This is a genomic window from Bradyrhizobium sp. USDA 3364 (assembly GCF_054056355.1).
In genome coordinates this window covers 5,243,252-5,254,866 of the sequence record NZ_JBSRYG010000002.1, presented here as the reverse complement: position 1 = coordinate 5,254,866, position 11,615 = coordinate 5,243,252, and the positions used below count along the sequence as shown (strand labels likewise).

The window sequence follows — 11,615 nt, the reverse complement described above, 5'->3', positions numbered from 1 at the left end:
TTGAATCGCACGATGAGAAAGGGAGCGCCTCTCCCACGCGCTCCCCTTCCGCTTGATCCAACTCGGGCTTCTAGTCGATATGACTACTGACCCGGACGGTTCTTGATCGCCTCTTCGATCTTCTTCTTTACCGAATCCAGATTGAAGGAAGCCGGGTCTTGCATCGGCGGGTATTCGATCCCCGTTTGAGCCAGCTTCCCGACATACTGCTGAACCAGGACGAACCGCCAGAACTCTCGGGCGAAGAAGTCGTTTCCGTAGCCGAACGCGCCCGTGTTGGACGATTCACCGCGAATGAACGGCGTTCTCTCAAACGGATCCTGCCGGATGTTGACCAATGAAGGCATGTCGGTCGTGGTTTTCTCGCCCGGCCAGCCCCAAGGCTGTTGATAAAACTGAAACTTGAAGTTGTCGACGCGGACGGCGCCAAGCTGCGCACCACCGAAGTAGAATATCTCATGGCGCTTGGAAGGGCCTGTTCCGGTGAGCAAATCCATCTGATTGTAGCCGTCCAGATGATTCTTGTAGGTCCGATCGCCGAGCTGTACGCCCTTCAGCAGTTGCTCACCGATATTGGGATTGCCTGCCGCGGCCATCAAGGTGGGAAACCAATCCAGTCCGGAGATGATTTGGTTCTCGACGGTCCCCGGTTTGATGCGGCCCGGCCAACGAATGATGCACGGCACGCGGAAGCCGCCTTCGCCAACGGTGCCCTTGGTGTTCTTGAAGGGTGTCATGCCGCCATCCGGCCAAGTGAACACCTCCGCGCCGTTGTCCGTGGTGAAGATGACGATGGTGTTGTTGGCTTCACCCATGTCATCGAGCTTCTTGAGCAAGGCGCCGACGCTGTCATCGAGCTGCGCCATGCCCGCTTCTTCGAGACCGTAGTTGGTCTCGCTGTTCTGCATGGCGCCGTACTTCTTCGCGAGGAAGGTCCAAACATGCATGCGAGTCGTGTTGTGCCAGACGAAGAACGGTTTGCCGTCCCGCTTGGCCTTGTCCATAAAGTCGCTGGAGGACTTGACCAGCACCTCGTCGAAGGTCGTCATGTCGTACTTGGCCTTCAGGAACGGCAAGTCGTGCATGTTCGGTACGTTCGACATGTCCGCGAACGGCGGCAGAGGACCCTCATCGATGATCCTCTGCTTTCCGACTTTACCCCAACGCGGCATCTCGGTCGCGTCGTCGGTCTCGGTCGCGAAGCTATGGATCAAGCTGCGCGGGCCATGCGCGTTGTAATAGTCTTGATTGACGGGAAATGAATACCAGTATGGATCAGACATCGCGTCAAGGTGGTACAGATATCCGAAGAATTCGTCGAAGCCGTGCAGGGTCGGCAGGTATTTGTTCAGATCACCGAGATGGTTTTTGCCAAACTGACCTGTGGCATAGCCCTGCGCCTTCAGTGCAGTGGCCAGCGTCGCCGCCTGTGCAGGGATGCCGACGTCCGCTCCAGCCTGGCCAACGGTCGTCAGTCCAGTGCGAATTGGAAGCTCGCCGGTTATGAAGTTTGCTCGGCCGGCTGTGCAACTTGCCTCGGCGTAATAGTCCGTGAACATCATGCCTTCGGACGCCAGCTTGTCGAGGTTCGGCGTCTTGCCCGACATAATGCCGCGATGGTACGCGCCGATATTGAACCATCCGACATCGTCCCCCATGATGACGAGGATGTTCGGCTTTCGGCCCGTTGATCCCGCTTGCTGTGCTAGCGCCGTCGGGATCGAGGCGGGTGTGCTAAGAGCCGAGGCAGCGGCGAGTGCTGTACAGCCGAGCAGTATCTTGCGGCGGTCGGGCATTACGGGCCTGATTTCGTTGCCATTTTGGTGACTACTAGGCATTGTTGGGCTCCCATTTTACGACGCATCCGTGGCTGGCGTGGCTGGCCGAGCCCATCAATGCGCGGTGCGGAAGCCGGCTATTGATCCAGATCAAGCAATGTCCGCTTCGGGGTCAGAGGCGATTTCGCTGACGTCGGGTCGCATGTCTGCTTCGTCCCTGAAAGCCGGCGTCACGGAGTTATGAGTACGACGCGAGAGGCAACGCGCCTTATTCGTTCGCGGCCGCAGCCTGATCTCATTTCGCTCTAGGCAGCGAGCGCCTCCAGCACCGCGGCAGACTCGGCGACCCAACCAAAAATGCCGCCTTGGGCCTTAATCATCTTCAGGCCCATCTCGTGGAATTCCGGGAAGTAGGACGCGCAACCATCGGAGATCACGATGCAGCGATAGCCGCGGTCATTGGCCTCGCGCACCGTGGTGTTGACGCAGACTTCGGTGGTGACGCCGCAGACCAGCAGATTCTCGATGCCGCATTTCTGCAGGATGTCACTGAGCTCGGTGGCGTAGAACGCGCCCTTGCCGGGCTTGTCGATCACGATCTCGCTGTCGAGCGGATAGAGCTCGGGGATGATGTCGTGCCCCGCCTCACCGCGGATCAGGATCCGTCCCATCGGACCGGGATCGCCGATCCGCAAGGACGGCGCACCGCGCTCGAGCTTCGCCGGCGGTGCGTCGGAGAGATCGGGCAGATGGCCCTCGCGGGTATGGACCACGAGCAGCCCGGCGTCGCGCACCGCCTCGAGCACCGCGGCGATCGGCTGCACCGCGCGGGCAAGCCGGCTGACGTCGTTGCCGAGCGTTTCGCCGAACCCGCCGGGCTCCATGAAATCGCGCTGCATGTCGATGATGACGAGCGCGGTCTTGCTCCAGTCGAGCGTGATCGGCTCCGGCTCCGCCGCGATTGTGCCGCTTGAATTCGCCATGACTCACGCCTTGAATGCGAGAAGACCCGCGCCTGGTTAAGCAAACCGCATGCCATGGTGCAACTATCGTGCTGGCATGATCGTTGCTAGCCGAAAGCAGGACCCAAGCGTCTCAAACAAGCGGGAGGACAGCATGAATGGACTTGGCGGTCTCAACAAGTCACCGAACGGCGTGGTGATCGGACTGGTGCAGTTGCAACTGCCCGTGGTCGCGACCAAGGCCGATCTGGCGCGGCAGACCGAGCGCATCGTCTGGATGGTCGGCAAGGCGCGGCGCAATCTCGCCACCATGGACCTGGTCGTGTTCCCCGAATATTCGCTGCACGGCCTCTCGATGGATACCAATCCGGAGATCATGTGCCGGCTCGACGGGCCTGAAGTCGCAGCCTTCAAGCAGGCCTGCATCGACAACCGGATCTGGGGCTGCTTCTCCATCATGGAGTTCAACCCGCACGGCAATCCCTACAATTCAGGGCTGATCATCGACGAGCAGGGCGAGATCAAACTCTATTACCGCAAATTCCATCCCTGGATTCCGGTCGAACCGTGGGAGCCGGGCGATGTCGGCATTCCCGTGATCGACGGGCCGAAGGGCGCCAAGATCGCGCTGATCATCTGCCACGACGGCATGTTCCCGGAAATGGCGCGCGAATGCGCGTACAAGGGCGCGGAGATCATGATCCGCACCGCAGGCTATACCGCGCCGATCCGCGACAGCTGGCGCTTCACCAACCAGGCCAATGCATTCCAGAACCTGATGGTGACTGCCAATGTCTGCATGTGCGGCTCGGACGGGTCGTTCGACTCGATGGGCGAAGGCATGATCGTCAATTTCGACGGCAGCGTCATCGCACACGGGACCACGGGACGCGCCGACGAGATCATCACCGCCGAGGTGCGGCCCGACCTCGTGCGCGAGGCGCGGATCAACTGGGGCGTCGAGAACAACATCTATCAGCTTTGGCATCGCGGCTATGTCGCGGTGAAAGGCGGCGCGATGGATTGCCCCTACACGTTCATGCAGGACATGGTGTGCGGCCGGTTCCGCCTGCCCTGGGAAGATCAGGTCAAGGTCACCGACGGCACGTCCTGCGGATTTCCTGCACCGACACGGATGTTCGGCAAGACTGCGAAGGCTGCCGAGTAGCCAGCCGGCTGTCGCTACCTGAAGAAGTGCACGAGGCAGATGCTGAGGGCCAGCAGCAGCAGCAGCGACAGCGTGACCGCGGCCGTCACCCGGCCGCCGACGGTCGAGAGCACGCGCACGTCGACGCCGAGCCCGAGCGCGGCCATCGAGACCACGGTGAGGATCGCCGCCGTCTTGGTCACCGGCGCGATCGCGATATCTGGCACGAGCTGGAACGAGCGCAGCGCGGCCAGCACCAGGAAGCCGATGATGAACCAGGGCACCAGCTTGAACGGGCTGATCGGCGTCGCCTTCGTGGCGCCCTCCTTCCGCCGCCGCGCCACCAACAGCGAGAGGCCGACCACGATCGGGCCCAGCATCAGCACCCGCACCAGCTTCACCAGCGTGCCGATCTGGGTCGAGACGATGCCGGCCGGCACCGTCGCCGCCAGCACCTGCGGCACCGCATAGACCGTGAGACCGGCGAGGATGCCGTATTGCGTCGCCGTCAGCTTCAGGAGCGGGATCAGCAGCGGCAGGCCGAGCACCATCAGCACACCGAGAATGGCGGTGAACGAGATCGACGAGGCGATGTCGTCGCCATCGGCCTCGATCACGGGCGCAACCGCCGCGATCGCCGAGTTGCCGCAGATCGAGTTGCCGCAGGCGATCAGGATCGCGAGCTTGGTCTTGAGCCCCAGCATCCGGCTGAGGCCAAAGCTCACCCCCAGCATGATCACGACGGTCACGGCGATGGCGCCGATCAGGAGCCCGCCCGACGCCACGATCGCGGCAAAGCTGATGGAGGCGCCGAGCAGCATCACCGCGACCTCGAGCAGCTGCTTGGCGCTGAAGGCGATGCCCGAGCGCCAGCGCGCCGAGGGCTCCCAGGCGGTGCGCACCGCCATCCCGAGCAGGATCGCGACAACGAGGGCCTCGATATAGGGATGGTCGAAAACCCGCTCCTCGGCGGCCTGGATGCCGAGCGAGATGACGGTCACCACCCCGCAGAGCAGAATGCCGGGAATCAGCAGGAAAATGCGCTTCAGCGCCCCCTGCCTCTCGCCCTGGTCTTGTTGTTGTTCCGGCACAAAATCCTCTTTTCGGAGAAGATTTTATGCGCCAGGACGTGCCTCTTGGCTAATATCTTTTCGAACTGCCCCGATAGAGAGAAGTTATGTCCCTCAACCTGCATCTGCTCCGCCTGTTCGCGGCCGTGGCGAGGACCGGAAGTTTCTCCCGTGCCGCCGACCTGCTGCACATCAGCCAGCCGGCGATCTCCAAGGGGGTGCGGGATTTCGAGCTGCAGGTCGGCTGCCGGCTGCTCGACCGCACCCCGAAGGGGGTCCGGCCGACCCGGGAGGGCGCGGCGCTGGCGCGGCATGCCGAGACGCTGTTCGCGGCCGAGCGCGCCGCGGAGGACGAGTTGCAGGCGCTGCGCAACCTCGACAGCGGCTCGCTGCGCATCGGCGCCAGCACGACGATCGCGACCTACATGATCCCGGAATATCTCGGCGTGTTCCACCGCGCCTTTCCCGGCATCGATCTGCACGTCGTGAGCGCCAACACCAGCGATATCGCCGCGCTGATGCTGGGACACGAGATCGAAATCGCGCTGGTCGAGGGGCCGGTCGAGGACGAGAACCTGACCAGCGATGCCTGGCGCACCGATTTGATGGCGCTGATCGCGGCCCCGGATCACCACTTCGCGGCTGCCGCGGGCCCGATCGACCTCCGCCTGCTCAACGACGAGATCCTGATCGTGCGCGAGCCCGGCTCAGGTACCCGCGAGGTGGTGGCGCAGGCGCTCGCCACCCACCGCGTCGAGCCGCAGCGCACGCTTGAGATAGGCAGCACCGAGGCGATCAAGCAGGCGGTGGCGTCAGGCGTCGGCGTCGCCATCGTGTCGATCGCGGCGATCGACGATCAGGTGAAGCTCGGAAAGCTCAAGGTGATCCCGATCAAGGGCGTCCATATCGAGCGTACGCTCTGGCAATTGAAATCGTCCGGCCGGCTCGACGTGCCGGCGGCGGTCGCATTCGAGGGAATCATTCGGGAGAAGCGGGCCGCGAAGGCGACACCGCTGGCATCAGCGGCTAGAGCGCGGCGAATAGACCCTGCGCCCAGGCAACGGCATGCTCGAAGCTGAATACGCCGGGCTCGAAATAGACCGCGCGCGCCAGGACGATGCCGACCACCAGCACCCAGAACACGCTGGTGCCCGCGGTCTTCAGCCATTTCGACACGCCCTCGCTTGCGGCCGAAGAATCGACCGCGGGGACCGGCTCACCGAAGGGATCGAATGCGGATTGGCTCATCGTCGTGACCATCAGGGAATACGGTAACAATGTCGCGACGACGGGGGCAGAAGCAAGGGTCGTGGAATGCCTTTTGCGCCGGTTGCTTGGAAGGACGTTTCCCGCCCTCGCAGCCGGGGAGTATTTCCTTCTCGACGCCTCAATGATCGGTCGCGCGCTGCGGCGCCACGCGCGGCAGCGTGATCCGAACGCTGGTCCCCGTGCCCGGGGCGCTGTCGAGATGGAGCTCTCCGCCCAGCCGGTTCGTCACGATGTTATGAACGATGTGGAGGCCGAGCCCGATACGTCCAGTGTCGCGGCGGGTGGTGAAGAACGGATCGAAAGCTTGCCGCAGCACGTCGCCGCTCATCCCGCAGCCGTCGTCGGCGAACAGGACCTCCACCTGGTCCGCGCCCGAGGCCCGCAGCCGGATCGTGATGGTGCCGCCCTTGCCGTCCGGAAATGCATGCGCGACCGAATTGATGAACAGGTTGGTCAACACCTGGCCGTAGGGGCCGGGATAGCTGTTCATCGCAAGACCGGGCGGGCAATCAACTTCGAGCGCCAGATTGTTCTTCGGCAAAGCCGGACGCAGGTTCGAGAGCGCCTGCTCGGTCGCCTCGCCGAGATCGAACTGGCTGCGGTCGAAATAGCTGCGATCGACGGCCACCTGCTTGAACGATTGCACCAGATCCGCTGCGCGCTGGAGGTTGCCGACCAAAAGCGACGACGCGCTTTCGACGACCTCGACGAAATCGCTCAGACTGGAGCGCTTCAGCTTGCCGCGCGCCGCCTCGGCGGCGAAGTCGGCGCATTTCTGCTCCAGCACCGAGGCGACGGTGAGGCTGGTGCCGATCGGGCTGTTGATCTCGTGCGCGACGCCGGCCACCAGCCGGCCCAGCGCCGCGAGCTTTTCCGCCTCGATCAGCGACGCCTGGGTCTCCTGCAGATGGTGCAAGGCCTTCTCGGCCGCGTCGCGCGCGGCGCGGATCTCGCGCTCGCTGCGCTTGCGATCGGTGATCTCCTCAGCCGCTACGTTGACGCCGACGATGCTGCCGTTCGGTTCGCGCTGCGGATGCCAATGTGTGATCCAGCAGCGCTCGTCATTATGGCCGGGGCGCTGACCATACACCTCCACGCCGGTCACGGGCTGCCCGGTCTCCATGATCGAGCGCACGATATCTTCGACCGCCGTTGCCAGCGCGGGCACGCAATCATGCACGGTCCGTCCGAGATGGCCTTCGACCGAAATGCCGCAGATCTCGGTGAGCCGCTGGTTGATCTGAAGGTAACGGCAATCGGGCGAGAGATAGGCAAGACCGATCGGTGCAGTGTCATAGATCAGCTGCAGCGCCGGTTGTTTTGGGAACTGAACGTCGTGGACGACGGACGACCTCATGTCCTTTCCCCCCGTTGAGGCCAAGTTTAGCTGTTCATGATGTTCCCGCAATAGGGGCAACTGAGCGAGCAACGCCGGTCAGGGCTGTCCGGATTCGGCACGGACCGGCGACGGCAGATCCAGGGCGCCTGCGGCGTGCTGACGCACGCCTAGCTCCTCAGCGTCGGCCGCCAGGCGCGGCAGCTTCAGATATGCACTGTATCGTGCGGTCGGAAATGCTCGATGAAGCGCAGCAGCACCCGCGCGCCGGTGTCGGCGTCGGCGAGCTCGACATGCTCGGCCGGATTGTGGCTGATTCCGCCGCGGCAGCGCACGAAGATCATGCCGATATCGGCGACATCGACCATCGCCATGCCGTCATGCCCCGCCCCGCTCGGCAGCTCGAACACGGCATGGCCCTCGGCGGCGACCGCCGCGGCGATCTGCGTCTTGAGCCACGGCGCGCAGGGCACGCTGCGGTTTTCATGGGTGACGTCGATCTGCAAGGCGAGCTCGCGGCGCGCTGCGATCGCCTCGACCTGCCGGACGATGTCAGCGACGGCGCGCTTGCGATGGGTGTCGCTCTGCGAGCGGATGTCCATGGTGAAGGACACCCTGCCCGGGATCACGTTGGTGGCGCCGGGCATCGCGTTGATATAGCCGACGGTGCCGACGAGGCCGGCTTCGTCGCTTCGGCAGAACTGCTCGATCGCGACGATGCATTCGGCAGCGCCCGCCAGCGCATCGCGCCGCAACGGCATCGGCACGGTGCCGGCATGGCCGGCCATGCCTGTCAGATTGGCGGCGAGCCGGGTCGCGCCCGAGATCGCGGTGACGACGCCGACCGGCAGCCGCTTCTCCTCGAGCACGGGCCCCTGCTCGATATGCAGCTCGACATAGCCAAGCAGCTCGCGGCGGGCGCGCGCCGCCTTGCCGATCTGAGCGGGATCGAGCCCGAAGGCGATCAGCGCATCGCGCATCGATGTGTCGGCGTGATCGCGCGTGGTGAGCACGCTCGCGTCGAACGTGCCGGCCACCGCGCGGCTGCCGAGCAAGGTCGAGGCGAAGCGCACGCCCTCCTCGTCCGCGAAGCCCACGATCTCGATCGCAAACGGCAGCCGCTTGCCGCGCCGGTTCAGATCGGCGACGCAGGCGATCGCGGTGATGACGCCGAGCGGGCCGTCCCACCGGCCGGCGTCGCGCACGGTATCGTAATGCGAGCCGAGCATCAGCGCCGGCAGGCCCGGCCGCTCGCCCTCGTAGCGGCCGCAGACATTGCCGATCGCGTCGAGATGCGCGCTCATGCCGGCCTCCCGCATCCAGGACAGGATGAGATCGGCCGCCTTGCGGTGCTCGTCGGTGAGGAAGATGCGCGCCAAGTGCTCCGGCGTCTCGGAGATCGCCGCGAGCTGATCAATCCGCGCCACGATCTCGTCGCCAAGGGAGGACGGATTGTTCCCACTCATGCTGTCTCCCCTCGATCCAACCCGGCGTCGCAGCCGCTTCACTCGTAGCAGGCTCGATCCGATTCACCAGCCGGCAAATGGCGCCTCGGGCGCCGCCCCGACCGCGCTCGCGTCAGCCGCCCGGCGGTTAGCGGTTGCTTAACGGCATTGCATACAACGACGAACAATCGCTTACAAAATAGGCAAGTCGACCTTCATTGACTGCCAGGCCTCCTGATGGTGATCACCGTTTCCATTCATATTCAATCACTTACGGATCCATGATCGCCAAACGTGCTCTGGCACGAAGCTTGCGACACTCCGTCAAGCTCCGCCTTCAGGCGGCGGCGACAGGGACAGGCGGGCCGGACCCGCCCCGAGGGAGCAGGCGATGGATTTTGGCAGGATTTCAAGACGGCATCTATTGCAGGGAAGCGCGGCACTGGCGCTCGGCAGCACGCTCGGCATTCGCGGTGCGGTGGCGGCGGAAACCACGGTCGGCTTCATCTATGTCGGGTCGCGCGACGACTACGGCTACAACCAGGCCCACGCGCAGGGCGCGGCGGCAGTGAAGAAGCTGCCCGGCATCAAGGTGGTCGAGGAAGAGAAGGTGCCGGAGACCGATGCGGTCGAGAAGACCATCGAGTCCATGATCAATCTCGACGGCGCCACGCTGCTGTTTCCGACCTCGTTCGGCTACTACAACCCGCACGTCGTCAAGATGGCGACGAAGTTTCCCAAGCTGCACTTCGAGCACTGCGGCGGGCTGTGGACCGACAAGGACCCGAAGAACGCCGGCAGCTATTTCGGTTACATCGACGAGGCGCAATACATCTCCGGCATCGTCGCCGGCTACTCGAGCAAGAGCGGCAAGCTCGGCTTCGTCGCCGCCAAGCCGATCCCGCAGGTGCTGCGCAACATCAACGCGTTCACGCTCGGCGCCCGGCTCGCCAATCCGAAGGCGACCACGCAGGTGATCTTCACCGGCGATTGGTCGATGCCGGTCAAGGAGGCCGAGGCGACCAACAGCCTGATCGACCAGGGCGTCGACGTGCTGACCTGCCATGTCGACGGACCGAAGACGATGGTCGAGAACGCCGCGCGCCGCGGCGCTTTCGTGTGCGGCTATCACGTCAACCAGTCGCCGCTGGCGCCGAAGGCCTATCTCACCGGCGCCGAGTGGAATTGGGAGGCGCTCTATCCGAAATTCGTCAAGATGATCACCGCGGGTGAAGCGATCCCGAACTTCTATCGCGGCGGCCTGAAGGAAGAGATCGTCAAGGTCTCGCCCTATGGCGAGATGGTATCAGTGGAGGCGCGCAGGCACGCCGACGACGTCAAGGCCAAGTTCATGGCCGGTGAGTACGCGATCTTCAAGGGCCCGATCACCGACAACAAGGGCAAGACGATGATCGCCGGCGGCACCGATCGCGGCCAGCAGGATCCCGAGCTCGAGAAGATGGACTACCTGGTCGAGGGCGTGATCGGAGCCACCGCGTGACGACCGAGACGGCGGATTCGGTGGAGGCGGCCGGCGTTGCTCCGGCCGCCGATCCCGGTTTCCTCCAGCGCTACGGCGCGAGCATCGAATACATCCTGATCCCCGCTGCTGCGCTGGTCGGCGCGCTCGCGGTGTTCGGCGGCTTTGTCGCGCTCTACGGCAAGAACCCGCTCGACCTCTATTTCTACATGTATTACGGCGCGTTCGGCACCTGGTTCTCCTGGCAGAACACGCTGACCCGCGCCGCACCCTTGATCCTGACTGCGCTGTGCACGGCGCTGCCGGCACAGCTCGGCATGGTGATCATCGGCGGCGAAGGCGCGCTCCTGATCGGCGCGCTGTCGGCGACCGCGGCAGCGCTGGCGCTGCAAGGCACGGCACCGATCGTGGTGCAGATCGCGATGGTGATCGCCGGCATGATCGGCGGCGGACTCTGGATCACGCTGTCGGGCGGCCTGCGGCAATATCGCGGGGTCAACGAGACGATCTCGAGCCTGCTGCTGGTCTATATCGCGCTCGCGATCCTGAACCATCTGGTCGAGGGGCCGATGCGCGATCCGGCGAGCCTCAACAAGCCGTCGACGCGCGAGATCGGCGCCGCCAACATGATCGGCACCATTCCCGGCACCGACGTGCATTGGGGCCTGGTGTTCGGCCTGGTCGCGGCTGTCGCCGCCTACATCCTGATCTATCACACCACCTTCGGCTTCGCCGCGCGTGTCGCCGGCGGCAACATCCGCGCCGCCAAGATCGTGGGGCTTTCCGTCGGCAAGCTGATCCTGACCGTCTGTTTCCTCGCCGGCAGCAGCGCCGGGCTCGCCGGCATGATCGAGGTCGCGGCCGTGCAGGGCCGCACCAACGCCAACCTCGCGGCGGGCTACGGCTTCACCGGCATCCTGGTCGCGTTCCTGGCGCGGCAGAATCCGCTCGCGATCATTCCGGTGGCGATCCTGCTCGGCGGCATCTCGGCCTCCGGCGGCCTGCTGCAGCGACGGCTCGGCCTGCCCGATGCGTCCGTGCTGGTGCTGCAAGGCATCATCTTCGTGTTCGTGCTGGCGAGCGACGCGCTCTACGGACGGATCGACTTCCTGAAGGGAAAGGCCTGAC

10 protein-coding genes are annotated in these 11,615 nt (G+C 64.3%); 4 read left to right on the top strand and 6 right to left on the bottom strand.

Annotated elements, in window-relative coordinates; all coding sequences use genetic code 11:
• Positions 1-83 precede the first annotated feature (83 nt).
• Entirely contained in the window at positions 84-1,796 is a 1,713-nt protein-coding gene (locus ACVILL_RS24860) for an arylsulfatase (protein ID WP_456731437.1), read from the bottom strand.
• A gap of 287 nt (positions 1,797-2,083) precedes the next feature.
• Entirely contained in the window at positions 2,084-2,761 is a 678-nt protein-coding gene (locus tag ACVILL_RS24855; RefSeq protein WP_456731436.1) for a cysteine hydrolase family protein, read from the bottom strand.
• A gap of 133 nt (positions 2,762-2,894) precedes the next feature.
• On the opposite strand from ACVILL_RS24855, the gene ACVILL_RS24850 reads away from it, so the two are divergent.
• On the top strand, positions 2,895-3,908 hold the full coding sequence (locus tag ACVILL_RS24850) for a formamidase (protein WP_456731435.1): 1,014 nt from the start codon (positions 2,895-2,897) through the stop codon (positions 3,906-3,908).
• Positions 3,909-3,922: 14 nt separating this feature from the next.
• On the opposite strand, the gene ACVILL_RS24845 is transcribed toward ACVILL_RS24850, so the two are convergent.
• Positions 3,923-4,978 (bottom strand): YeiH family protein, encoded by a 1,056-nt coding sequence (locus ACVILL_RS24845; RefSeq protein WP_456731434.1) that lies wholly within the window; start codon positions 4,976-4,978, stop codon positions 3,923-3,925.
• An 86-nt stretch (positions 4,979-5,064) separates the two neighbouring features.
• Here ACVILL_RS24845 and ACVILL_RS24840 point away from each other — a divergent pair, with 86 nt between their 5' ends.
• Positions 5,065-6,036, top strand: a complete 972-nt coding sequence (locus ACVILL_RS24840) for a LysR substrate-binding domain-containing protein (protein WP_456731433.1) — start codon at positions 5,065-5,067, stop codon at positions 6,034-6,036.
• Here the strand turns inward: ACVILL_RS24840 and ACVILL_RS24835 are convergent.
• The 3 genes from ACVILL_RS24835 to ACVILL_RS24825 all read right to left on the bottom strand — a co-directional run bounded on the left by ACVILL_RS24835 (position 5,984) and on the right by ACVILL_RS24825 (position 9,028).
• A complete protein-coding gene (locus ACVILL_RS24835) occupies positions 5,984-6,205 on the bottom strand; it encodes a hypothetical protein (protein ID WP_224942950.1) in 222 nt (73 codons plus the stop codon). The genes ACVILL_RS24840 and ACVILL_RS24835 overlap by 53 nt on opposite strands.
• 139 nt (positions 6,206-6,344) lie before the next feature.
• A complete protein-coding gene (locus tag ACVILL_RS24830; RefSeq protein ID WP_456731432.1) occupies positions 6,345-7,583 on the bottom strand; it encodes an ATP-binding protein in 1,239 nt (412 codons plus the stop codon).
• A gap of 185 nt (positions 7,584-7,768) precedes the next feature.
• Positions 7,769-9,028, bottom strand: a complete 1,260-nt coding sequence (locus ACVILL_RS24825) for an allantoate amidohydrolase (RefSeq protein WP_456731431.1) — start codon at positions 9,026-9,028, stop codon at positions 7,769-7,771.
• Positions 9,029-9,398: 370 nt separating this feature from the next.
• Between ACVILL_RS24825 and ACVILL_RS24820 the strand changes: the two genes are divergently transcribed.
• Both ACVILL_RS24820 and ACVILL_RS24815 read left to right on the top strand, forming a co-directional pair.
• Positions 9,399-10,508, top strand: coding sequence for a BMP family ABC transporter substrate-binding protein (locus ACVILL_RS24820; protein WP_456731430.1), 1,110 nt, complete (start codon positions 9,399-9,401; stop codon positions 10,506-10,508).
• Entirely contained in the window at positions 10,505-11,614 is a 1,110-nt protein-coding gene (locus ACVILL_RS24815; RefSeq protein ID WP_456731429.1) for an ABC transporter permease, read from the top strand. The genes ACVILL_RS24820 and ACVILL_RS24815 overlap by 4 nt, the downstream gene beginning before the upstream one ends.
• Position 11,615: the final 1 nt, after the last annotated feature.